We start from the raw sequence: 22,610 nt of genomic DNA, 5'->3' as shown, positions 1-22,610 counted from the left end.
CCCAGCCGGCGGGAGGGTAGTCACCGCAGGACCACCCTCAGCGCTTCCGGTCGCCGGAAGCGGCGGGGCATCATGGGTAGTCGGTGATCGCCGTAGCCAGACTGACGCACTCCATCGACCTGGAGGCCTGAATGGACGCCCCGTCCGAGCTTGGAGACTTCCTCAAGTCGCGCCGCGCCGCGCTGCGCCCGGAGGACTTCGGCATCACTCCGCACCCGACTCGACGGCGCGTCAGCGGGCTGCGCCGCGAGGAGCTGGCCACGCTCGCCAACGTCAGCATCACGCACTACACCAGACTCGAGCAGGGCCGTGCCACCAACGCCTCCGACGGCCTGCTGGAGGCGATCGCCCGCACGCTGCGCCTGAACGAGGACGAGACGGTCTACCTGAAGGACCTCGCCCGTCCGGCCGTCGCGCCCACCCGACCCGCCCCGGCCCGGGTGGTGCACGCCAGCGCCTCGGCCCGGCAACTGCTCGGCGCGATGACCGATGTCCCGGCCCTGGTCCTGGACCGGCGCAACGACGTGCTCGCCTGGAACCCGCTGGGCCACGCGCTGCTCGCCGGACACCTGGCGGCGGACAGCCCCGACACGCCCGCCGCGCGGCCCAACATGACCCGGATGCTGTTCCTGGACGAGCAGTACCGCTGGCTCTACACCGACTGGCACGACCAGGCGCAGCTCGCCGTGGCCTCGCTGCGGCTGGTCGCCGGCCGGCACCCCGACGACCGCTCGCTGGCCGAGCTGGTCGGCCAACTCACCATGAACTGCGACGAGTTCGCCGCACTGTGGGCCCGGCACCCGGTGCGCACCTGTACCTCGGGGGTGAAGCAGTTGCGGCACCCGCTGGTCGGCGCGATGGAGCTCAGCTTCGAGAACCTGATGATCCCCGGCGCCGCGGGCCAGCACCTGATCGCCTACACCGCCGAGCCCGGCTCGCCGTCGGAGGCCGCGCTGCGGCTGCTCGGCAGCGCGGCGGCCTCCGGCGCGCGGGACGCGGTGGCGGTGCCGCAGCGCCACGCCGCCCAGGCCGGACGCTGAGCGCGGGCGCGGACCGGCGTGCGGCCAGGGCACGCCGGTCCGCGCCGGTCGGCGGCGGACGTCAGCCGCGCACGTGCAGCCCGAAGCCGGTGCGGCCGGTGGGCTCCAGACCCTCCTTCAGGTGCAGCGAGGGGATCGCGTAGTCACCGAAGTTCTGCGGCCGGAAGGCGATCGGCTCGGTCGACTCCAGGGTGAGCAGCCGGTGCTCCCACGCCTTGGCGACGTCCGGGTAGTCCTCGACGGTCATCCGGTCGGTGCCGTACAGCACGAACGGCGGCAGCACCTCGATGCCCGGGTAGTACAGGATGCCGTGCTGGATCGGGAACAGCAGGTCCTCGATCGGACCGTTGATCCCGCGGGCCGCGTAGTGCGACTCCGGGCCGCCCGCGGTCACCGACAGCAGGGCGCGGCGGCCCGCGAGGGTGCCCTCGCCGAAGCGCTCGCCGTACCTGGTGTCGCTGTGCTCGCCGACGCCGTACGCGAAGTGGAAGGTGAACACCCGGTCCACCCAGCCCTTGAGGATCGCGGGCATGGTGTACCACCACAGCGGGAACTGGAAGACGATCGTGTCGGCCCACAGCAGCTTCTCCTGCTCGGCGCGCACGTCCGGGGTGAGCGTCCCGGTGTCGAAGGCCCGGCCGGAGTCCCTGGCGACCTGCAGCGGACCGGAGGCGGCGGGGCCGTAGTCCGCGGCGTCCACGACCGCCTTCCACTTCATCGCGTACAGATCGCTGACCCGCACCTCGTGGCCGGCGTCCCGCAGCGTGGCGACCGCGAGGTCCTTCAGCGAGCCGTTCAGCGACCTCGGCTCGGGGTGGGCGTAGACGATCAGCGTCTTCATGGGGAACTCCTTCGGATCGGACGCCATCGATCATCGGCGCCGCCGAGCCCGCTGTTCAGGCCCTCCGCTTCCGACGGACGGGAGTTCCTGGTCACCGCAGGACCACCTTCGCGGGTTTTCGCCGCGGCCATACTGAGGGCATGGACGATCTCGCGGGTTTCCTGCGCAGCCGGCGTTCCCGGGTCGACCCGGCCGCCGTCGGCATCCCCACCGACCGCCGCCGCCGGGTCGCCGGGCTGCGCCGCGAAGAGGTCGCGCACCTGTCCGGGGTCAGCGTCGACTACTACGTGCGCCTGGAGCAGGGGCGCGCCACCCAGCCCTCCGAGCAGGTGCTCGACGCGCTCGCCCGGGTGTTCGGCCTGGACGGGACCGGGCGCGGGCACCTGGACCGCCTGGCCCGGCAGCGCCACCGCCCCGCGAAGGCGCCGCTCGACCTTCCGGCGGAGGGCCGCCGGAAGCTGCGGCCGGAGCTGCTGCGCGTCCTCGACCTGGTCGGCGGCGCGCCCGCGCTGATCGTCGACCACCGCCAGGACGTGCTCGGCGGGAACCGCCTGGCCGGACTGCTCCTCGGGCAGCCGGTGCCGGGCCTGAACACCGCCCGCCACCTGTTCCTCGACGAAGCCGGGCGCGGCCTCCACGCGGACTGGGAGGGCTGCGCCCGCGACGTGGTCGGGCACCTGCGGCTGGCCGCCGGCCGGTTCCCCGAGGACCGTCGGCTGGCCGCGCTGATCGGCGAGTTGGCGACCGGGAGCGAGCGCTTCGGCCGCCTGTGGGCCCGGGCGGACGTGCGGGCCCGCACGCCCGGGCCGAAGGCGTTCCGGCACCCGCTGGTCGGGCACCTGGAGCTGCACCAGGAGAACTTCGCGCTGCCCGACGAACCGGGCGCCGAACTGCTGGTGCTCTCCGCGGCCCCCGGCAGCCCCGCCGAGGACGGACTGCGCCGGCTCGCCGGCAGCGCGGACGGCGCCGACGCGCACCCTCCGATACCCGGGCCCCGGGCGGGCCGCCGCTCCGCCCGGTTGACGACCCGTCGGCCGAGGGGGCGTCAGCTCAGCGTCTGCACCGCCGCCGCCTCGAACGGCTTCAGCTCGTCGAGCCGGTTGCCGAGGACCTTGGCCGCCCACGCCGGGTCCTGGAGCAGGGCGCGGCCGACCGCGACCAGGTCGAACTCGTCGCGCTCGAGGCGGTCGAGGAGGTTGTCGATGCTGCCGACCGGGGCGCCCTGGCCGGTCAGGACGTGCACGAAGTCGCCGTCGAGGCCGACCGAGCCGACGGTGATGGCGGGGCGGCCGGTGAGCTTCCTGGTCCAACCGGCCAGGTTCAGGTCGGAGCCCTCGAACTCGGGGATCCAGTAGCGGCGGGTGGAGGCGTGGAAGGCGTCCACGCCGGCCTCGGCGAGCGGGGTGAGGATCGCCTCCAGCTCCTGCGGGGTCTCGGCGAGCCGGGCGTCGTACGCCTCCTGCTTCCACTGCGAGTAGCGGAAGATCACCGGGAAGGCGGGCGAGACGGCCGCGCGGACGGCGGCCACGATCTCGGCGGCGAACTTCGTCCGGGCCGCCGGGTCGCCGCCGTACTCGTCGGTGCGGCGGTTCGTCCGCTCCCAGAGGAACTGGTCGATCAGGTAGCCGTGGGCGCCGTGCAGTTCGACGCCGTCGAAGCCGATCCGCTCGGCGGCGGCGGCCGCTTCGGCGAAGGCGCCGATGACGTCGTCCAGGTCGGCGCGGGTCATCGCCTTGCCGGCGCCCTCGGTGCCGTCCACGCGGATGCCGGAGGGGCCGATGGCGGGGGCGTCGGCGTAGGGCGGCTCGCCCTGGTTGCGGACCATGCCGATGTGCCAGAGCTGGGGAACGATCGTGCCGCCCGCGGCGTGCACGTCCTCGGCCACCTTCGCCCACCCGGCCAGGTTCTCCTCGCCGTGGAACCGCGGCACCCGGTCGCTCTGCCCGGCGGACTCGTGGCCGACGTACGTGCCTTCGGTGACGATCAGGCCGACCCCGGCGGCGGCGCGGCGGGCGTAGTACGACCGCACGTCCTCGCCGGGCACGCCGCCCGGCGAGAACATCCGCGTCATCGGTGCCATCACGATGCGGTTCGGGACGGTCAGGCCGTTCAGGGCGACCGGACGGGACAGGATCTCGGCCGCGCGGGAGGCGGGGGACGCGGTGGCGGTCACAGGGACGCTCCTCGGTGCTGCTTGACAACCGTGATACTTGAGAACCTCAAGCAATGCGCTCGACGATAGGCGTAGATGCTTGAGATGGTCAAGTTTTATCGGCCGGTGGGTACAGTGGTCGTCATGACAGCAGCCCCTCGCGTCGACACCGCCCAGCTCATGGAGCTGTTCTCGGTGTCGCTCGGCGTGTTCTACGGCGACTTCGCGCTCGCCGCGGCGAGCGAGAACCTCACCGCGAGCCAGGCCAAGGCGCTGGCCGTGCTGCGGCGCGGGCCCGCCGCGATGCGCGGCCTCGCCGAGGTGCTGGCCTGCGACGCGTCCAACGTGACCGGCATCATCGACCGGCTGGAGAAGCGCGACCTGGTGCGCCGCGAGGCCGCCGCGTCCGACCGGCGGGTCAAGACCGTCGTGCTCACGCCGGAGGGCGAGCGGGTCGCCGACGCCGTCCGCGCCGGCATGCGGACCACCCTGGACGGGCTGGAGCGGCTCGACGACGGGGACCGGGACCGCCTGTACGAGCTGCTGGAACGGGTCTTCGTGACCCGGCCCGCCTCCTGAGGGCCCGTCGGGCCGGCCTCCTGACGGCTCGTCGGGCGGGTGCGCCGGCCGGGCGGCTCAGAGCAGCTTGCGGGAGGCGGTGGCGGGCAGCGGCTCGTCGTCCTCGCGGTGGCGGTGCAGCAGGGCGCGGGCGGCGCGCAGGCGGCCGGCCACCCGGGTCGGGAGGACCACGGTGTACAGGTGGCCGGTGCCGCCGGGGCCCTCCACCAGCCAGGAGGTCCAGGGGAGTTGGAGGGTGGCGACGGGGCTGAAGGCGACCGGGAGGGCGCCGGCCAGCGGGTGGTCGTAGAGGCCCAGGCGGCACCAGTTGGAGAGGGTGAGGGTGCGGCGGGCCGGGTCGAAGCCGGTCGGGATGCAGTCGGTGACGCGGTCCCGTCCGAGCGCTTCGAGGAACAGCCGGGTGCTCCGCACGCTCAGGTGGCGCTCGGTGAACTCCTCGACGGCACCGCGCAGTTCGGCGGCGAAGCCGGCGGGGGTGGTGCCCGCCCGCCAGGGCAGGCGGATCTCGCCGAGCAGGTTGCCGAGCGCGCCGTCCGGGAGGCCGAGGACGCGGCGCAGGTTGACCGGCATGGTCAGCGAGGGCTCGGACGCGCCGCCGTCCACCTCGCGCAGCACGGCCAGCAGGTGCGCGCAGAGCGCGTCGTTGGCGGACAGCCGGCGGCCGGCCTCGGCGCTGAACTCGTCGCGCAGCCGGGCGACTTCACCGGGCGTGAAGTAGACCTGCAGGGTGCGGTTGGCCAGTGCGGCGGAGGCGATCTCGCGGCGCAGCGCCTCGTTCTCGGCGGCCGAGGGCAGCCGCAGCGTGGGGGCGCCGCCGTCGACGGGCGGCAGGTGGGCGTCCAGGTAGGCGTCGCGGTCGGCGGCGAGGTCGACGGGGGGCAGCGGCAGGTCCTCGGTGCAGGCGGACCAGGTGCGCAGCAGCAGCGCGAAGGTCTGCATGTCGCCGATCGCGTGGTGCCAGGAGATGCCGAGCGCGCTGGTGCCGTCGGCGAGGCGGTTCAGCCGGACGGTGAGCAGCGGCAGGTCCTCCTGCCGGGCGCGGGTGGCCTGGACGTGGTCGACCAGTCCGGAGGTCGGCAGCAGCACCCGGTCCAGCGCCTCTTCGAGCGTGTAGGGGGCGTCGGCGACGGTGAACGGGACGCCGGCGCCGGTGCAGTCCAGGTACAGCTCGCCGCCGGGGGCGGTGCGCAACCGGCCGGCGAAGGCGGGCAGGTGGGCGAGGGCGCGGGCGAGTCCGGCGGCGAGGGCGTCGGCGTCCAGCAACCGGTCGTAGCAGAGCACCACCGAGACCGGCAGGTCGGCGAGCGACAGGTCGCCGACCGAGCAGCGGACGCTCACGGTGTCCGCTCCGGGTGTGCCCTCGGCGCGGACGGTGCGGATCTCGGGGTCGGACGTCAGCGTGCCGGTCATACCGCTCCCCTCCCAGGACTGACGGGGGAACGATAGGGGCCCGCGGGCCGGGGAACCAGAGGTGTCCGAACGGCCGGGGGCGCGGCGCCGCTTGGCCCGGTCGCGTTACCGAGTCGGTATGTGGTGTTTCTCATACTGATGCCGGAAAGGCCGGGAATCGTCCGAGCTGCGGTTTTCGTCCCGTCCCAAGCAAGGGTCAAGAGGAGTGAAACTAAGGTCGATCACGGGAAAAGATCATGCAATCAACGGAAACATAGCCTAGCAGCTCGATGAAACGCAGGGGAATCCCAGCCTGTCGCCTCGACCTGCTGCGGAAACAGTGCCCGTTACGGTTCCCGCATGGTTCAGCTCGACAATCGTCCGCGGGCCGGCGCCGAGGGCGCCGCCGGCCGGGACGCCCACGGCGGCGTCCGCGACAAGGGCCTCAACGGCAACTCGGTGGGTCTGCTCGGCAACGCCGTCATCGGCGTCTCCACCGTCGCCCCGGTGTACTGCCTGACCACCACGCTGGGCACCACGGTGGCCGCCGTCGGCCTGCAGATGCCCGCGCTCTTCCTGGCCGGGTTCCTGCCGATGATGCTGGTGGCGTTCGCCTACCGGGAGCTGAACAAGGCGATCCCGGACAGCGGCACCTCGTTCACCTGGACGGTCAAGGCGTTCGGCCCGAAGGTCGGCTGGATGTGCGGCTGGGGCCTGGTGATCGCCACCATCATCGTGCTGTCCAACCTCGCGGGCGTCGCCACCGAGTACCTCTACCTGCTGCTCGGCGAGATCACCCGCAGCGACTCGGTCGCCGCACTCAACGACGACCGGCTGGTGCACGTCGCCACCTGCCTGGCGCTGATCGCGATCGCCACGATGATCAGCTACCGCGGCATGACGGCCACCAAGGGCGTCCAGTACGCCCTGGTCGGGCTGCAGTTGGCGGTGCTCGGCCTGTTCGGGGTGCTCGCGATCGGCAAGGCGCTGGACGGCGACGCGGCCGGCTCGCTCGACTTCTCCTGGAGCTGGATGAACCCGTTCCAGGCCGACTCCTTCAGCTCCTTCGTCGCCGGGCTCTCGCTCTCCCTCTTCATGTACTGGGGCTGGGACGCCTGCCTGAGCGCCAACGAGGAGACCGGCGGCAGCGAGAAGACCCCGGGCCGGGCCGCGATGCTGGCGATGGCGGTGCTGGTCGGCTCCTACCTGTTCACGGCCGTCGCGGTGCAGATGTACGCGGGCGTCGGCACCACCGGCACCGGCCTCGGCAACCCCGACACCTCCTCCAACGTGCTGGCGGTGCTGGCCGGGCCGGTGATGGGCCCGGTGCTCGGCGTGCTGCTCTTCGTCGCGGTGCTCGCCTCCGCCTCCGCCAGCCTGCAGACCACCTTCATCCCGGTCAGCCGCACCGTGCTGGCGATGAGCGTGTACGAGGCGCTGCCCGCCTCCTTCACCAAGGTCAACGCGCGCTACCGGACCCCCGGCCGGGCGATCGTCACCGCCGGCGTCGGAACCGGCGCGTTCTACACCGTGATGACGCTGGTCAGCTCGCACGTGCTCGCCGACACCATCGCCGCACTGACGCTGATGATCTGCTTCTACTACTCGCTGACCGCGTTCGCCTGCGCCTGGTACTTCCGCCGCGACCTGCGCCGCTCGGTCCGCGACGCGGTGCTCAAGTGCGTCTTCCCGCTGCTCGGCGGGCTCACCCTGGCCGCGATCTTCGCCAAGTCGCTGGTGGACATGGTCGATCCGGCCTACGGCAGCGGCAGTTCGGTCTTCGGCGTCGGCAGCGTCTTCGTGGTCGGCGCCGGCCTGCTCGCCCTCGGCCTGGTCGGCATGGCCGTGATGACCCGCCGCAGCCCGGCCTTCTTCCGCGGCGAGGTGCTCACCCGCGACACCCCCGCGCTGGTCATCCCCGACTGACCGCGCGCGAGCGCCGCAAGGGCCCCGGACCGCTCACGGTCCGGGGCCTTCGGCTCCATGGGTTCAGGTCCGGTACCGCTCGGCGGCGGCGCACCAGACCAGGTTGCCGACGATCAGGCGGCCGAGGTCGTCGATGTGCCGGTAGACCGGCAGCCGGTCCTCGGGCGCGAGGCCGAGCCCGTCCAGGACGCGCGGCACGGTGGCCTGGTGCGCGAGGAAGTCGTCCGTGTAGACGCGGATCATGCGGTGCACCTCGCACAGGGCGTCGACCCGGCCCAGGGAGCGTTCCCGCTCCAGGACCAGAACCATGTTGAGGTTGTCGCCGATCGCCTCCTCCTTGGCGAGCGACTGGACGTCCTGGGAGATGTTGACGGCCCGGATGGTGCTCAGCCGCATGGACGCCAGGGCCGGGGTGTCCAGGACGGCCTGCGGGACCTCGTAGTGCCCGACCCGTTCCGTCGCGTCCAGTTCGAGCGCCATCTCGCCCGACCGGTCCCTGATGGCCAGGTACTGGTCCATGCTCGGAACCGCTCCGTCGCGTCGCCCGGCGCATTCGTCGATGAGCGCCTCGAAGAGCTTCGCCCAGTTCTCCGCCGTGCGGGCCTGCCAGCCCGGCGACATGCCCTGGCGCCAACGCCGCCAGATGTCAGCGAAGGCCTCGACCATGGGGTCCGCACCGAGGTCCGGGTGCCCGCTCTGGCGGTCGGGAGCGACCACGGCGATGAGTCGCCGGTAGAACTCCTCCACCCGGCGCGGGTCCTGGATGAACTCGCCGTCGTCGCGGTCGTCCATGACGACCCACCAGCACACCCAGTTGCACAGCAGGTCGAGGTCCGCACCGGTGGCGTTCGGGAAGTTCAGCCCGGGCCAGGACGCGAGTGCCATGCGATCGTGACGGCGCAGCTCCTCGTCGGTCGTGACGATCCCCATGCGTTGGACCCAGGTGCGGGCGTCCGTCACCGCGCGGTCGTGTTCAGGGTGCGGAACCGGGCGAGGGAACGGCAGGTCGAAGGCCCAGGTGGCGAGATGGGGCGGGTTCAGCTCGCGGGGCAGGACGATCGGCGGAGTCGGGCCGGGCATGTGCACACTCCATCGCATGCTCGCTAGGCCGGCCGTTCACCGGCCGACGGGTTCGTCAGACCACACGGGAGCGCTGGTCACGACGGTTCAACGCCGCGGCCCTGAACCGGGAGGCGCGGTGGTCCGTGGAACGGATCGAAGTGGACGACTGGAGTCCGCTTCGACGGGAGATGCACCGATGCAGGCTGTCGCAGAGATTGCCCGGATGCCGAAGTCGCTGCCGCTGCTGGGCCATGCCCTCAAGCTGCTGCGCGACCCGCTTCGCTTCCTCGAGGAGCAGCGTCCACTGGGAGACGCCGTGCAGATCCGGCTGGGTCTGCGGAAGGCCTACATCCTCAACAGCCCCGAGCTGGTGCGCAAGATGCTGGGTGCACCGGGCGACCAGTTCGACCGGGGGGTCATCTTCGAAGTGGCTCGCCCGCTGTTCGGCAACGGCGTCGTGGTGGCCAACCGCGAACACCACCGCGAGCGCCGCCGGGCGGCCCGGCCGGCCTTCCAGCCGGCCCAGGTGTCGTCCTACGCGAACGCCATGGTCGAGCTGGCCGAAGCCGGCGCATCGAGTTGGCACGCCGGGCAGGTGATCGACCTGCACGACGCGATGGCCGACCTGACGACGCAGGTGGTCGCCGCATGTCTGTTCGGCGTCGATCTGGCGGAGCGGGACCGGCGTGACGTGTACGAGAGCCTGCCGGTGTTCGTGGTCGGCCTGGCCCGGCGGGCCTACGGTCCGCTCGAGCTGATCTGCCGGCTCCCGACCGCGGAACGGCGCCGCTACACCGAGGCGGTGCGGCGGATCCACGACGCCGTGGACACCCTGATCGAAGCCGCCGAGGAACGGGTGAGGGCGACGGGAGACCCGATGGCGGGCGGCATGCTCGCCATGCTCCAGGCCCCGCCCGGGACGAGCGCGCAGCAGGTGCACGACGACGTCCTGGGGGTGCTGATCGGCGGCTCGCACACCACGGCCGCGGCCGCCGCGTGGATCTTCCACTTCCTGGCGGCCCATCCGGACGTGGAGAGCCGCCTGACGGAAGAGGTCGACCGGGTGCTCCAGGACCGGCGGCCGGATCGGTCGACCCTGACCGACATGCCCTACCTGCAGGCCGTGATCTACGAAACGCTGCGGATCGTCCCGCCGGTGTGGCTGTTCCCGCGGCGGGCGCGGCAGGAGGTCCGGCTGGGTGACCACCTCATCCCGGCCGGGGCGGACGTGTTCTACAGCCCGTACGCGCTGCACCACGACCCGAGGTACTTCCCGGCCCCCGACACCTTCGATCCGCAGCGTTGGCTGTCGGGGCGCGACGCAGCCCTGCCGCGCGGTGCGTTCTTCCCCTTCGCCAGCGGAACCCACCACTGTCTGGGTGCCGACTTCGCGATGACGGAGCTGGCCGTCATCACCGCCGCCGTGGTCTCCCGTTGGCGGCTGCGTCCGGTCGCGGGTGAGCCGGTCCGGCCGAAGGTGGGCGCGACGCTCGGACCGTCCGAGATGCGCATGCGGGTCGAGCCGCGCTGACCCGGCAGCTCGGTCGTCCTGCCGGCCGAGCTGCTCCACGCGATCCGGGAACCGGCTGCGGATGGACGGGGCTGACGGTGGATCAGTACGCGGCGGTGAAGCGTCGGCCGACGTGCTGCGGCTGCTCGACCTCGTCCAGCAGCGCCACCGCGTAGTCCTCGGCGGAGATCCGGCTCTCGCCGTCCGCGCCGATCAGCAGCTCCTCCAGGCCGACCCGGTAGGCGCCGGTGCGCTCGCCGGGCTCGATGGTGCCCGCGGGGGAGAGGTTGGTCCACCGCACGTCGGTGACGGTGCGCAGGTAGTCCAGCGCCTCGCCGTGCGCGTGCATGATCGGCAGCACGAACTCCGGGATCCCCTCGGCGTCCCAGACCTGCCTGCCGTCCGGGGTGCGCAGCGAGCCCGCGCCGCCGACCGCCAGGAGTCGCGGGGCGTCCGCGCCGACCGTGCGCAGGCCCGTCACCAGCGACTCGAAGGCCGGCTGGATCAGCGCCCGGTGACCCGGCCCGTCGCCGCCGCCGACCGCGCTGACCACCACGTCCGCGCCCTTGGCGTGCTCGGCCACCGACGCCGGGTCCAGCACGTCGCCGGCCACCACGGTCAGCTGCGGGTGGGCGGCCGTCAGCTTCGCCGGGTCGCGGACCACCGCGGTGACCCGGTGGCCGCGGTCGAGCGCCTCGGCCAGGACGCGGGAGCCGATGGTGCCGGTGGCGCCGTACAGGGTGATGGTGCTCATCGTGGGTCTCTCCTCGGGTGTTTCCGTCGCTTGGCGTTTTCTGCCGACACCCACGACGGTACGGCGACGACTGCGGGGTGGACGAGGTCCCGGGGCGACCGAGCATGGTGAAAAACGGACATCGTGATCGAAGGGCCCTGGAGGTTCCGTGGTCGGGGCGGCCGCAGGCCTGCAACGTTCTGTTGAAACGCACCTTGACGACCCCTTTGGGCCCGGCTTAGCTTACTTTCGCATTCCAAAACTATTCTTCCGCATCATGGAAGTCGCGTCGACCGCAGGAGTAAGCCGATGCCTCGTATGACAGCCGCCCGCGCCGCAGTGGAGATCCTCAAGCTCGAAGGCGTCGACGTGGCGTTCGGTGTGCCGGGCGCCGCGATCAACCCCTTCTACGCCGCACTCAAGGCCTCCGGCGGGATCAAGCACACGCTGGCCCGCCACGTCGAGGGCGCCTCGCACATGGCCGAGGGCTACACCCGCGCCACGGCCGGCAACATCGGCGTGTGCATCGGCACGTCGGGCCCGGCCGGCACCGACATGATCACCGGCCTGTACTCGGCGATCGCCGACTCCATCCCGATCCTGTGCATCACCGGCCAGGCCCCGGTCGCCCGCCTCCACAAGGAGGACTTCCAGGCCGTCGACATCGCCTCGATCGCCAAGCCGGTCACCAAGGCCGCCACCACCGTCCTGGAGGCGGCGCAGGTCCCGGGCGTCTTCCAGCAGGCCTTCCACCTGATGCGCTCCGGCCGTCCCGGCCCGGTCCTGATCGACCTGCCGATCGACGTCCAGCTGACCGAGATCGAGTTCGACCCGGAGGCCTACCAGCCGCTCCCGGTCTACAAGCCGGCCGCCAACCGCACCCAGATCGAGAAGGCCATCGCGCTCCTCCAGGAGTCCGAGCGCCCGCTGATCGTCGCCGGCGGCGGCGTCATCAACGCGGACGCCGCCGACCTGCTGCTGGAGTTCGCCGAGCTCACCGGCGTCCCGGTGGTCCCGACCCTGATGGGCTGGGGCATCGTCCCCGACGACCACGAGCTGAACGCCGGCATGGTCGGCCTGCAGACCTCGCACCGCTACGGCAACGAGAACTTCCTCGCCTCCGACTTCGTCCTCGGCATCGGCAACCGCTGGGCCAACCGCCACACCGGCGGCCTGGACGTCTACACCGCGGGCCGCAAGTTCGTCCACGTCGACGTCGAGCCCACCCAGATCGGCAAGATCTTCGCCCCCGACCTCGGCATCGCCTCCGACGCCAAGGCCGCGCTGCTGCTCTTCCTGGAGGTCGCCCGCGAGCTCAAGGCCGCCGGGCGGCTCAAGGACCGCGGCGAGTGGGTCGCCGCCACGCAGGAGCGCCGTGCCGCCCTGCAGCGCAAGACCCACTTCGACAACGTGCCGCTCAAGCCGCAGCGCGTCTACGAGGAGATGAACAAGGCCTTCGGCCCGGAGACCCGCTACGTCACCACCATCGGCCTCTCGCAGATCGCCGGCGCGCAGATGCTGCACGTCTACAAGCCCCGCCACTGGATCAACTGCGGCCAGGCCGGGCCGCTCGGCTGGACCATCCCCGCCGCGCTCGGCGTCGCCACCGCCGACCCGGACGGGCAGGTCGTCGCGCTCTCCGGCGACTACGACTTCCAGTTCATGATCGAGGAGCTCGCGGTCGGTGCGCAGCACCGGATCCCGTACGTCCACGTCCTCGTCAACAACTCGTACCTGGGCCTGATCCGCCAGGCGCAGCGCAACTTCGACATCGACTTCCAGGTCAAGCTCGAGTTCGAGAACATCAACGCCCCCGAGCTCGGCGTCTACGGCGTCGACCACGTCCGGGTCGCCGAGGGGCTGGGCTGCAAGGCGATCCGGGTCACCCGGCCCGAGGACCTGCTGCCCGCGTTCGAGGAGGCCAAGAAGCTCGCGGCGGAGTTCCGCGTCCCCGTCGTGGTCGAGGCCATCCTGGAGCGGGTCACCAACATCTCGATGGCCGCGGCCGACATCGACAAGGTCATGGAGTGGGAGGAGCTCGCCACCCAGCCGGGCGACGCTCCGACGGCGATCAAGACCCTGAAGGTCTGACCGCTTAGGGAGTCGGGCCAGTTGCACTATCCAGGGGCTCGGGGAACCGCGAGGCGAGTGGCTGGTGGTCTGAACTGGGCTGGTGGTCTTGGAGACGTCCATGCGTCTTGACCGGCAGCGCCCTGTGAGACCGACCGCCACGCACCCCCGCCGTTCCCCGGGCCCCTGACTGTTCCCGAGCCACCTGCCGAAAGTCAGCCGAGCTGCCAGATGGTGCCGCCCGTGGCGGCGAGGGTGGCGGCGAGGACCGCGAGGTCGGCCGCGCCGAGGGCGAGGCCGAGGAGGGCTCGGGTGCGGCGGGTGGTGCCGCGCCAGAGGGCGAGGGCGGCGAGGGCGAGGGCGAGGGGGCCGAGGACGAGGTTGAAGATCAGCAGGCCGAGGAGGCCGAGGATGAAGGAGGCCACGGCCAACTGGTCGGCGTCGGCTGTGGTGTGACGCTCGGTGGGGTTCAACGTGGGCTCCGGATATCAGTGGCGGCGGGTACGGGCCAGACCCTCGCGGGCGCCGAAGGCCAGCAGCCAGGCGGCGACGGCCGTGGCGGCGGCGAGGAACAGCGGCATCGGCAGATGAGCGGCGGCCCCCGCGAGCAGGCCGAGGGCGATCAGGACGACGAGCAGCACGGCGACACCTTTCGGAGGACAGCTGCGTTCGGGTAACAACTGTTCGCTGAAAGTACTGTAGCGACGCTGGCGAAAATCAGCAAACAGTTGTTTACTGATCGCCGTGACCCAGAACCCCGGTATCCGTCAGGCCCAGAAGCAGGCCAGCCGTCGCGCCCTGCTGGATGCCGCGTTGGAGCTGTTGGAGCATCAGAACCTCAGCGGCCTCGGCGTGCGCGAGGTCACCCGGGAGGCGGGCCTCTCGCCGGCCGGGTTCTACCGGCACTTCCCGGACCTGGCCGAGCTGGGCGTGGTGCTGGTGCAGGAGTCGCTGGCCAACCTGCACGAGATGGTCCAGGCGGTGTTCGCGGGCAGCGGTGAGCCCGAGCAGCTGATCGACCGCTCGGTGGAGGTGATCACCGCGCACGTCGCCGAGCATCCCGCGTACATCCGCTTCCTGGCGCGTGAGCGGTTCGGCGGGGTGAAGCCGGTGCGGGATGCGGTCGCCGCCGAACTGGCGCGCTTCGCCGAGGAGTTGGCCGAGCTGCTGGCCGGGCAGCCGGACGTCGCGGACTGGTCGTACGTGGACCGCCGGATGCTGGCCGAGCTGTACGTGGACCGGATGGTGACCACCGCGCTCGCGCTGGTCGAGGCGCACCCGGCGGAGCGGCTCGGGATCGCCCGGACGGTGCGCACCCAGTTGCGGCTCATCAACATCGGAAGCCGTCACTGGAAGGAAAGTTGACGGCAAATCAGTGAAAGCACCGGGTGTGGGCACGGTCTTGACATGGTGTCATGGGCGCGCCAACTTAGGGCTACCCCAGTGGTACCCCAGTGGGACCCCCACACCACGAGAGGCACCCCATGAAGAAGCCGCTCATCGGCGCAGCTTCCGCGCTGTTCCTCGCCGGGGCCACCGCCCTGGCCACCGCCGCCCCCGCGTCCGCCGCCACCGTGACCTTCGCCGGGACGGTCGCCCTCAGCAACTGCTCGGGCTCGCTGGTCCGGATGCCGAACTCGGTCGACACCGACCCCGGGCTGATCCTGACCAACGGCCACTGTCTGGAGACCGGGATGCCCAACCCCGGCCAGGTGATCACGAACAAGTCCTCCAACCGCAGCTTCACCCTGCTCAGCTCCTCCGGCTCCAGCCTCGGCACGGTGCGCGCCAACCGGGTCCTGTACTCGACGATGACCGACACCGACGTCACCCTCTACCGGCTGAGTACCAGCTACTCCACGATCAAGAGCCGCTACGGGATATCGCCGCTGACCATGTCCACCAGCCACCCCGTGGCCGGCAGCGCGATCAAGGTGGTCTCCGGCTACTGGAAGACCACCTACTCCTGCAACGTCGACGGCTTCGTGTACCGGCTCAAGGAGGGCGGCTGGACCTTCAAGGACTCGGTCCGCTACACCTCCGCCTGCAACACCATCGGCGGCACCTCCGGCTCCCCGGTGATCGACGTCAACAGCGGCCAGGTGGTCGCCGTCAACAACACCGGCAACGAGAACGGTGAGACCTGCACCGTCGACAACCCCTGCGAGGTCGACCAGAACGGCGTGGTGACGGTCCGCCAGGGCATCAACTACGCGCAGGAGACCTACACCATCCCGAACTGCTTCGCCCCGGGCAACGTGCTCGACCTGACCCGGGCAGGCTGCGTGCTGCCCCGCCCGTAGCCGAGCCCACCGCGCGCAGCCACCCGCGTATCCCCTCGCGCGGGTGGCTGCGCGCGTTCCGGGACGGTTCACGGCCGCCCGGCGCGGCTCTTCCTGAAGCAGTGAATCGGTGCTTCAATCCTTTGCGTGGCCTACCGACGCACCGCCGCCGTCCAGGCCCGCCTGGACGGCCAGCGCGAAGCCGTCCTGCGGGCCGCCGTCGCCCTGCTCGCCGAACGCGGCTACGCGGGCTGCTCGATGGCCGCCGTCGCGCAGCGGGCCGGCATCGCCACCGGCAGCATGTACCAGCACTTCGACGGCAAGGCCGACCTCGCCGTCACCCTGTTCCGCACCGTCTGCGGACGCGAGATCACCGCCGTCACCGAGGCCGCCGAACGCGCCGCCGACCCGCTGGACGGCATCGCCGCGCTGGTCGCCACCTTCGCCGCCCGCGCGCTCAAGGCCCCGCGGCTCGCCTACGCGCTGCTCGCCGAACCCGCCGACACCGTGGTCGAGGCCGAACGCCTGGTCTTCCGCCGCGCCTTCCGCGACCTGATCGCCACCCGCATCGACCAGGCCGCCGCCCGCGGCCAACTCCCCGCCCAGCACGCCGAACTGACCGCCGCCGCGATCGTCGGCGCGGTCGGCGAGGCGCTGGTCGGACCGCTCACCGACGGCCGCCCGCCGGAGACCGTCCTGCCCGACCTGGTCACCTTCACCCTGCGCGCCCTGGGAGGGCACTGATGGCAAGCACCCACGAGGTCACCAACCAGGTGCCCGACCCGTACGGCCACGACGTCGCCGCCGACCCCACCCTGCTCGCCGCCCTGCACCGGGCGGGCGCCGGCTGGGCCGAGGACGAACTCCACACCCTCGGCCGCCTCGCCGGCAGCGCGGAGGCCGCTGACTGGGCCCGCCTCGCCAACGAGAACCCGCCCGTGCTGCGCACCCACGACCGCTACGGCCACCGCATCGACGAGGTCGAATTCCACCCGCACTGGCACCAGTTGATGCGCACCGCGGTCGAGCACGGCCTGCACGCCGCCCCCTGGCGCGACGACCGGCCCGGCGCGCACACCGCCCGCGCCGCCAAGTTCTACGTCTGGGGCCAGGTCGAGGCCGGCCACACCTGCCCGATCTCGATGACCTACGCCGCCGTCCCCGCCCTGCGCACGACCCCCGAACTCGCCGCTGCCTACGAGCCGTTGCTCGCCGCCCGGGAGTACGACTTCGGCCTGCGCGAACCGCACGGCAAGCGCGGCCTGATCGCCGGCATGTCGATGACCGAGAAGCAGGGCGGCTCCGACGTCCGCGCCAACACCACCCGGGCCGTCCCCGCCGGCGACGGCACCTACCGCCTGACCGGCCACAAGTGGTTCACCTCCGCCCCGATGTCCGACGTCTTCCTGACCCTGGCCCAGGCCCCCGGCGGACTCTCCTGCTTCCTGCTGCCCCGCGTCCTGCCCGACGGCACCCGCAACGCGCTGCGCCTGCAACGCCTCAAGGACAAGCTCGGCAACAAGTCCAACGCCTCCGCGGAGATCGAGTACGAGGAGGCCACCGGCTGGCTGGTCGGCGAGGAGGGCCGCGGCGTGCGCACCATCATCGAGATGGTCAACATGACCCGCCTCGACTGCACCGTCGGCGCCGCCTCCGGCATGCGCTACGGCGCGATGCGCGCCCTGCACCACGCCACCCACCGGCACGCCTTCGGCAAGGCGCTGGTCGAGCAGCCGCTGATGCGCAACGTGCTCGCCGACCTGGTCGTGGAGTCCGAGGCCGCCACCGCGATCGCCATGCGACTGGCCGAGGCCACCGACCGGGCCCTGGCCGGCGACCCCGCCGAGACGCACTTCCGCCGCCTCGGCCTCGCCGTCGCCAAGTACTGGGTCTGCAAGCGCGGCCCCGGGCACGCGGCCGAGGCCCTGGAATGCCTGGGCGGCAACGGCTACGTCGAGGAGTCCGGGATGCCCCGGCTCTACCGGGAGGCCCCGCTGGTCTCCATCTGGGAGGGCTCGGGGAACGTCGCCGCGCTCGACGCGCTGCGCGCGATGGCCCGTCAACCCGAGAGCGTGGCGGCCGTGTTCGAGGAGCTGGACGCCGCGAGCGGGCTCGACCGGCACTACGACGCTGCGCTCGGCGCCCTCCGCAAGGACCTCGCCGACCCCGCGGAACTCGAGTACCGCACCCGCCACCTCGTCGAACGCCTCGCCCTCACCCTCCAGGCCTCCCTCCTCCTCCGCCACGGCCACCCCGCCGTCGCCGAAGCCTTCACCACCACCCGCCTCGCCGGCCACTCCGGCCTCGCCTACGGCACCCTCCCGACGGGCATCGATACGGAAGCGATCCTCTCCAGGATGTAGTGGCACCACCTAGGGGCCCTGGGGGTACCTCCCGGCCCCCCTTGGGGCTGGGGGCGGAACGGCGGGGGTGCGTGGCAGCGAGGGTTCCGGGGCGCTGCAAGGTCTGGGCGCATAGACGTCTCCAAGACGCACTGCCACTGGAGCCCCTGAAATAAGGCGCTGCTAGCGTGACCGGCGATCCCGTTCCCCGCCTTGTCGAAGGGTTGCGCCCCGATGGCCAAGTTCCTGCTGAGTCTGCACGTCCTGGTCTCGGTGCTGTTCATCGGTCCGGTCGCGGTGGCGGTGAGCATGTTCCCGCGGAAGGCGAAGGCCGCGCTCGTGGAGGGGCCGGAGCAGGTGGGGGCGGCGGCTTCGGTGCGGCTGTTGCACCGGATCAGTCAGCTGTACGCGCTGCTGGGGATCGCGGTGCCGGTGCTGGGCATCGGGACCGCGCAGGTGATGGGTGTGATGGGCGACGCCTGGATCACGGTGTCGATCGTGCTGACGGCCCTCGCGGCGGGCGTGCTGCTGCTGTTCGTGCTGCCGGGTCAGCAGGCGACGATCGACGCGCTGGACGCCACCGAGGAGCGGGAGGCGGAGACCGTCCGGGCCACCGGCAAGCTGGGGAGGCTGCCGATGACCGCGGGTGTGTTCAACCTGCTGTGGGCGGTGGTCGTGGTGCTGATGGTCATCCGACCGGGGTCGACGACCGGGGCGTGACGCCGCGGACCTCTATTCCGGCGAGCAGGTCGGCGGTGGCGGCCGCGACGGCGGCCACCGCGGCTTCGAAGACCTCGCGGTTGTGCGCGGCGGGCGCCCGGAACCCGGAGATCTTCCGGACGTACTGGAGGGCCGCCGCGTGGATGTCCTCGGGTGTGGCGTCGGGCGTCATCGGCGGGCGGAGCGTCTTGATGCTTCGGCACATGCCTCCAGTCTGCCGCGCCGCTACGACAGCCGGGGAAGCGGACGGAGGCGGAAGCCCGCCCGCTTGACCGCGCGGGCGACGATCGCGGTCTCGGCCCGTTGCACCCCGAGCGGCCCGAGCACCTCGGTCTGGAAGCGGTACAGCGCGGCGTGGTCCGGGCAGAACACGGCGGCCATCAGGTTGGCGGGCCCGCTGGTGGCGAGGACGCCGTGCACCTGGGGGTGGTCGGCGAGGGCCCGGCCGGTGGCGGCGAGCCGGTTCGGGGGGACGTCGAGCCACAGGTTGGCGTCGACGGTGATGCCGAGCAGCCGGGGGTCGACGCTCGTGTGGGTGCGCAGCAGGCCGCCGTCGGCGAGGCGGTGCAGGCGGCGGCGGACGGTCGACTCGGGGGCGCCGAGGGCGGTCGCGAGCGCGGCGTGCGACTGGCGGGCGTCGACGGCGAGCAGGTCGAGCAGGCGGTGGTCGAGGGCGTCCGGGGTGGGCGGTTCGGCGGTGGGCGGCGGTGGGGCGAGCGCGGCCTCCTGTTCGGCGGTGAGGTAGCCCGCCCGCCACTGCGAGGCGTCCGCGAACAGGTGCAGGACGGCGTGCGCGGTGGACTCCACCACCGCGTCGGTGGCCGGGAGTTGGCCGTACAGCAGGCGGTCCCTGGCGGCCGGGTCGGAGAGCACCACGGCGGAGACCTCCTGCCCGCCGAGCATGACGTCGACGAACGGGACGTCGTCCCGGGCGGCGAGGGCCAGCGCCAGGGCGTCGACCCGGCCGCGCAGCACCCGGACCCGCAGCAGGAGTGCGCCGAGCGCCGCCTGCCGGGTGTCGGGCATCCGCACCACCCGGACCACTTCGGCGTCCAGCATCCGGCCCAGCCGGCGGGTGACGGTCCGCGTGGAGACGCCCAGCACCTCGGCGATCCGCCCGGTCTCGGCCCTCCCGTCGACCTGCAGGGCGTGCACCAGTTGCCGGTCCAGGGTGTCGAGCAGGGTGGCGGAATCCGCCGTATCGGTGTCCATGTCGTCCGATCTCCGCCGGATCGTGGGCAGTCAGCGTCCTGATGAGTCGGTCTCACGGTACTCCTGGCCGCACACCGAGGACATCCACCGGGGAGGAAGCGATGCGGGAACTGCTGGACGGCGTTGAGGCGGCGGTGCGGGAGGCCGGCACCTGGCTGAGGGAGCGTCAGGAGCCGGAACCGGTCGTGGCCGCGAACCGGGCGGAGGCGTTCGCGGCCTTCGAGCGGTTCGACCGTCCGGCCGCCGGGATGCTGCGGGAGCGGCTGACCGCACTGCGGCCCGGGGCGGGCTGGCTGGACGAGGAGTGGGAGCGGTCGGTGCCGGACGAGGGCGAGTGGTGGGTGTGCGACGCCACCGACGGGGCGGTGCAGTACCTGTCGGCGCTGCCGCACTGGGCGGTGACCGCCACCCTGCTGCGGGACGGCGCGCCGGTGCTGGCGGTGGTGCACGCGCCGCGCCAGGACGCCACGTACACCGCCACCCTCGGTGGCGGCACCCGCCTGAACGGGCGGCCGTGCGCTCCGCGCCACCGCGAACTGGCGGCCGCGGTGGCGGCCACCTCGCAGCCGCCGCGCCCGGACCGCGACCCGCGGGCGCTGCATGCCGCCGGGGCCTCGCTGAGCGCGGTGCTGCCCCGGGTCCTGGCGGTGCGCAACCTCGGTCCGACGGCGCTGCAGATCGCCCAGGTCGGCTCCGGCCACCTCGGGCTGTTCTGGCAGTACGGCGCGGACCCGGCCAACCTGCTGCCGGGCGCGCTGCTGGCCGCCGAGGCCGGGGCGCGGGTCGCCGACGCCGAGGGGAAGCCGTGGACAGCGGGCTCGACCTCCTTCGTCGCGGCGGCGCCCAGCCTGTACGACGAGCTGCTGGACGTGCTGCGAAACGGGTGACCGAGCGGAAGCCACGACAGTAGGTGTCGGGACTCGGGGCCATGATCGGTCCTGACACCGACTGTCGAGCACCCCGGAGGTCTCCATGTCCACCCAGCCACTGACCGGCAAGGTCGCCCTGGTCGCCGGCGGCACCCGGGGCGCGGGCCGGGCGATCGCCGTCCAGCTCGGCGCGGCGGGGGCCACCGTCTACGTCACCGGCCGCTCCGCCGAGGGCCACCGCTCCGAGTACGACCGCCCGGAGACCCTGGAGCAGACCGCCGACCTGGTCACCGAGGCCGGCGGCCTGGGCATCCCGGTCCGGACCGACCACAGCGTCCCCGCACAGGTCGGCGCCCTGGCCGCCCGGATCGACGCCGAACAGGGCCGCCTCGACGTGCTGGTCAACGACATCTGGGGCGGCGAGGGCAACTTCGCCTGGGACAAGGCGCTCTGGGAGGACGACCTCGACCGCGGCCTGAAGCTCCTGCACCGGGCCGTGGATACCCATGCGATCACCAGCCACCACCTGCTCCCGCTGCTGCTGCGCCGACCCGGCGGGCTGGTGGTGGAGATGACCGACGGCACCGCCGCCTACAACGCCACCCGCTACCGGGTCTCCTTCTTCTACGACCTGGCCAAGGCGTCCGTGCTGCGGATGGCCTTCGCCCTCGGTCACGAACTGGGCCCGCGCGGCGCGACCGCCGTCGCCCTCACCCCGGGCTGGATGCGCTCCGAACTGATGCTGGAGCACTACGGCGTCACCGAGCCCACCTGGCGCGAAGCACTCGCCCGGGAACCGCAGTTCGGGATCTCCGAGTCGCCCGGCTACGTCGGCCGCGCGGTCGCCCACCTGGCCGCCGCCCCCGACCGGGCCCGCTGGAACGGCCGCTCCACCTCCAGCGCCGAACTCGCCCGCGCGTACGGCTTCACCGACCTGGACGGCTCCCGCCCCGACTGCTGGGCGTTCATGCTCGCCGCGGAGGAGCCGGACGCCGCCCCCGATCCCGCCGACTACCGCTGACACCCGCCGCCACGCACTCCCGCCGTTCCGCCCCCGGCCCCCAGGGGCCGGGGCCCCTATCGGCCAAGGGTGATCGGGAGTGTTGCCGCGGCGGTGAAGAGGGCTTTGGGGGTGGTGAGTTCGAGGAGGTGGAGGTCGCCGTGGCGGTGGTGGAGGGGCGGGTCCAGGGGGAGGTCGGAGAAGTCGATGGTGTCGAGGGTGTCGAGGGTGGCGCGGCCGAGCTTGATCAGGGCTTCCTTGCGGACCCAGAGCCGGAGGAAGGCGCGGCCGGGGTCGGGGTGGTTGCGGACCAGTTCGGCTTCGGCGGGGGTGAGGACGCGGTCGAGGTGGGAGGGGTCGGAGGCGCGCGGGCCGAGGTGTTCGACGTCGACGCCGATCGGGACGGGGCCGGCCGCGGCGGCGATGGTGCCGCCGGTGTGGGAGAGGCTGAGGTGGGTGCCGGGGCGGTCGGTGAGCAGCGGGCGGCCGTGGCCGGTCTGGCCGCAACCGGGGCACTGCTGGCCGAAGTCGACGTCCGCGGGGTCGATGCCGAGGTGCGCGGCGGCGCAGAACCGGATGAGCAGGTGCGCGGCGACGTAGTCCTCGCGGTCGCCCGGGCGGTGGAAGCGGTCGGCGCGCTCGCGTTCGACCGGGGTGAGCAGGCGTTCGTCGGCTTCGGGCCTGGCCAGTACCTCGCCGCTGGTGGCGAGCATGGCGAGCGGATGGTCGGACACCGGATCTCCTTTGCCTGCAGGGGCCTTGCTGACGGGACATCACGCTAGTCCGTTCGAATGGCTTTCGGCGCGTCGCGGGAGTGACATCCGGCCTACCGCTGCGGGAGCACCTTTTGCTGACGATGTCCGCTGCCTGTGACCCATCGTCA

22 protein-coding genes and 1 pseudogene are annotated in these 22,610 nt (G+C 72.4%); 13 read left to right on the top strand and 10 right to left on the bottom strand.

What is annotated here, in order from left to right; translation table 11 throughout:
- Window positions 1-131 precede the first annotated feature (131 nt).
- Window positions 132-1,040 carry a helix-turn-helix transcriptional regulator gene (locus tag AB0K51_RS22925; RefSeq protein ID WP_363458490.1) on the top strand — a complete coding sequence of 303 codons (909 nt, stop codon included), beginning with the start codon at window positions 132-134 and terminating at the stop codon, window positions 1,038-1,040.
- Window positions 1,041-1,101: 61 nt separating this feature from the next.
- On the opposite strand, the gene AB0K51_RS22920 is transcribed toward AB0K51_RS22925, so the two are convergent.
- Entirely contained in the window at window positions 1,102-1,881 is a 780-nt protein-coding gene (locus AB0K51_RS22920; protein ID WP_363458488.1) for an NAD(P)H-dependent oxidoreductase, read from the bottom strand.
- Between the two features lie 140 nt (window positions 1,882-2,021).
- On the opposite strand from AB0K51_RS22920, the pseudogene AB0K51_RS22915 reads away from it, so the two are divergent.
- Window positions 2,022-2,834: pseudogene (locus AB0K51_RS22915) on the top strand (helix-turn-helix domain-containing protein); the annotation flags it as partial.
- A 92-nt stretch (window positions 2,835-2,926) separates the two neighbouring features.
- Here the strand turns inward: AB0K51_RS22915 and AB0K51_RS22910 are convergent.
- The gene (locus AB0K51_RS22910; RefSeq protein ID WP_363458486.1) at window positions 2,927-4,054 is read right to left on the bottom strand and encodes an NADH:flavin oxidoreductase; all 1,128 of its coding nucleotides are present in this window, start codon (window positions 4,052-4,054) and stop codon (window positions 2,927-2,929) included.
- Window positions 4,055-4,177: 123 nt separating this feature from the next.
- Between AB0K51_RS22910 and AB0K51_RS22905 the strand changes: the two genes are divergently transcribed.
- Window positions 4,178-4,612: a MarR family transcriptional regulator gene (locus tag AB0K51_RS22905; protein ID WP_363458485.1), complete on the top strand. Its 435-nt coding sequence runs from the start codon at window positions 4,178-4,180 to the stop codon at window positions 4,610-4,612.
- A 57-nt stretch (window positions 4,613-4,669) separates the two neighbouring features.
- Here AB0K51_RS22905 and AB0K51_RS22900 read toward each other — a convergent pair whose 3' ends face one another.
- On the bottom strand, window positions 4,670-6,022 hold the full coding sequence (locus AB0K51_RS22900) for an acyltransferase (RefSeq protein WP_363458483.1): 1,353 nt from the start codon (window positions 6,020-6,022) through the stop codon (window positions 4,670-4,672).
- Window positions 6,023-6,361: 339 nt separating this feature from the next.
- Here AB0K51_RS22900 and AB0K51_RS22895 point away from each other — a divergent pair, with 339 nt between their 5' ends.
- Complete coding sequence (locus tag AB0K51_RS22895; RefSeq protein WP_363458482.1) at window positions 6,362-7,927, top strand: APC family permease; 1,566 nt, start codon at window positions 6,362-6,364, stop codon at window positions 7,925-7,927.
- Window positions 7,928-7,990: 63 nt separating this feature from the next.
- On the opposite strand, the gene AB0K51_RS22890 is transcribed toward AB0K51_RS22895, so the two are convergent.
- Window positions 7,991-9,007, bottom strand: coding sequence for a hypothetical protein (locus AB0K51_RS22890; RefSeq protein WP_363458481.1), 1,017 nt, complete (start codon window positions 9,005-9,007; stop codon window positions 7,991-7,993).
- Between the two features lie 178 nt (window positions 9,008-9,185).
- Here AB0K51_RS22890 and AB0K51_RS22885 point away from each other — a divergent pair, with 178 nt between their 5' ends.
- Complete coding sequence (locus tag AB0K51_RS22885) at window positions 9,186-10,520, top strand: cytochrome P450 (RefSeq protein ID WP_363458479.1); 1,335 nt, start codon at window positions 9,186-9,188, stop codon at window positions 10,518-10,520.
- A gap of 82 nt (window positions 10,521-10,602) precedes the next feature.
- On the opposite strand, the gene AB0K51_RS22880 is transcribed toward AB0K51_RS22885, so the two are convergent.
- On the bottom strand, window positions 10,603-11,253 hold the full coding sequence (locus tag AB0K51_RS22880; RefSeq protein ID WP_363458478.1) for an NAD(P)H-binding protein: 651 nt from the start codon (window positions 11,251-11,253) through the stop codon (window positions 10,603-10,605).
- Window positions 11,254-11,541: 288 nt separating this feature from the next.
- Here AB0K51_RS22880 and gcl point away from each other — a divergent pair, with 288 nt between their 5' ends.
- Window positions 11,542-13,323: a glyoxylate carboligase gene (gcl, locus tag AB0K51_RS22875; RefSeq protein WP_363458476.1), complete on the top strand. Its 1,782-nt coding sequence runs from the start codon at window positions 11,542-11,544 to the stop codon at window positions 13,321-13,323.
- Window positions 13,324-13,517: 194 nt separating this feature from the next.
- Here the strand turns inward: gcl and AB0K51_RS22870 are convergent, their stop codons facing one another.
- Together AB0K51_RS22870 and AB0K51_RS22865 are read right to left on the bottom strand one after the other, a co-directional pair.
- Window positions 13,518-13,775 carry a DUF4190 domain-containing protein gene (locus AB0K51_RS22870; RefSeq protein WP_363458474.1) on the bottom strand — a complete coding sequence of 86 codons (258 nt, stop codon included), beginning with the start codon at window positions 13,773-13,775 and terminating at the stop codon, window positions 13,518-13,520.
- 15 nt (window positions 13,776-13,790) lie between these two features.
- Window positions 13,791-13,943 (bottom strand): hypothetical protein, encoded by a 153-nt coding sequence (locus AB0K51_RS22865; RefSeq protein WP_363458473.1) that lies wholly within the window; start codon window positions 13,941-13,943, stop codon window positions 13,791-13,793.
- Between the two features lie 103 nt (window positions 13,944-14,046).
- Here AB0K51_RS22865 and AB0K51_RS22860 point away from each other — a divergent pair, with 103 nt between their 5' ends.
- The 5 genes from AB0K51_RS22860 to AB0K51_RS22840 all read left to right on the top strand — a co-directional run bounded on the left by AB0K51_RS22860 (window position 14,047) and on the right by AB0K51_RS22840 (window position 18,646).
- Complete coding sequence (locus AB0K51_RS22860) at window positions 14,047-14,667, top strand: TetR family transcriptional regulator (protein WP_363458471.1); 621 nt, start codon at window positions 14,047-14,049, stop codon at window positions 14,665-14,667.
- Window positions 14,668-14,786: 119 nt separating this feature from the next.
- A complete protein-coding gene (locus AB0K51_RS22855) occupies window positions 14,787-15,605 on the top strand; it encodes a serine protease (protein ID WP_363458470.1) in 819 nt (272 codons plus the stop codon).
- A gap of 126 nt (window positions 15,606-15,731) precedes the next feature.
- The gene (locus tag AB0K51_RS22850) at window positions 15,732-16,328 is read left to right on the top strand and encodes a TetR/AcrR family transcriptional regulator (protein ID WP_363458468.1); all 597 of its coding nucleotides are present in this window, start codon (window positions 15,732-15,734) and stop codon (window positions 16,326-16,328) included.
- Complete coding sequence (locus tag AB0K51_RS22845; protein WP_363458466.1) at window positions 16,328-17,947, top strand: isovaleryl-CoA dehydrogenase; 1,620 nt, start codon at window positions 16,328-16,330, stop codon at window positions 17,945-17,947. The genes AB0K51_RS22850 and AB0K51_RS22845 overlap by 1 nt, the downstream gene beginning before the upstream one ends.
- 213 nt (window positions 17,948-18,160) lie before the next feature.
- Window positions 18,161-18,646, top strand: a complete 486-nt coding sequence (locus tag AB0K51_RS22840) for a DUF2269 family protein (RefSeq protein ID WP_363458464.1) — start codon at window positions 18,161-18,163, stop codon at window positions 18,644-18,646.
- Here AB0K51_RS22840 and AB0K51_RS22835 read toward each other — a convergent pair.
- Both AB0K51_RS22835 and AB0K51_RS22830 read right to left on the bottom strand, forming a co-directional pair.
- Window positions 18,615-18,851 (bottom strand): DUF2277 domain-containing protein, encoded by a 237-nt coding sequence (locus AB0K51_RS22835; RefSeq protein WP_363458462.1) that lies wholly within the window; start codon window positions 18,849-18,851, stop codon window positions 18,615-18,617. The genes AB0K51_RS22840 and AB0K51_RS22835 overlap by 32 nt on opposite strands.
- Window positions 18,852-18,871: 20 nt before the next feature.
- Window positions 18,872-19,858, bottom strand: a complete 987-nt coding sequence (locus AB0K51_RS22830) for an Lrp/AsnC family transcriptional regulator (RefSeq protein ID WP_363458461.1) — start codon at window positions 19,856-19,858, stop codon at window positions 18,872-18,874.
- A 101-nt stretch (window positions 19,859-19,959) separates the two neighbouring features.
- On the opposite strand from AB0K51_RS22830, the gene AB0K51_RS22825 reads away from it, so the two are divergent.
- Together AB0K51_RS22825 and AB0K51_RS22820 are read left to right on the top strand one after the other, a co-directional pair.
- A complete protein-coding gene (locus AB0K51_RS22825) occupies window positions 19,960-20,745 on the top strand; it encodes an inositol monophosphatase family protein (protein ID WP_363458460.1) in 786 nt (261 codons plus the stop codon).
- An 85-nt stretch (window positions 20,746-20,830) separates the two neighbouring features.
- Window positions 20,831-21,748: an SDR family oxidoreductase gene (locus AB0K51_RS22820; protein ID WP_363458458.1), complete on the top strand. Its 918-nt coding sequence runs from the start codon at window positions 20,831-20,833 to the stop codon at window positions 21,746-21,748.
- Between the two features lie 56 nt (window positions 21,749-21,804).
- Here AB0K51_RS22820 and AB0K51_RS22815 read toward each other — a convergent pair whose 3' ends face one another.
- On the bottom strand, window positions 21,805-22,461 hold the full coding sequence (locus AB0K51_RS22815) for a 4'-phosphopantetheinyl transferase superfamily protein (RefSeq protein WP_363458456.1): 657 nt from the start codon (window positions 22,459-22,461) through the stop codon (window positions 21,805-21,807).
- Between the last annotated feature and the right edge of the window lie 149 nt (window positions 22,462-22,610).

The organism is Kitasatospora sp. NPDC049285 (genome assembly GCF_040678815.1).
Classification (GTDB): Bacteria; Actinomycetota; Actinomycetes; order Streptomycetales; family Streptomycetaceae; genus Kitasatospora.
This window is presented reverse-complemented; position numbering and strand designations above follow the sequence as displayed.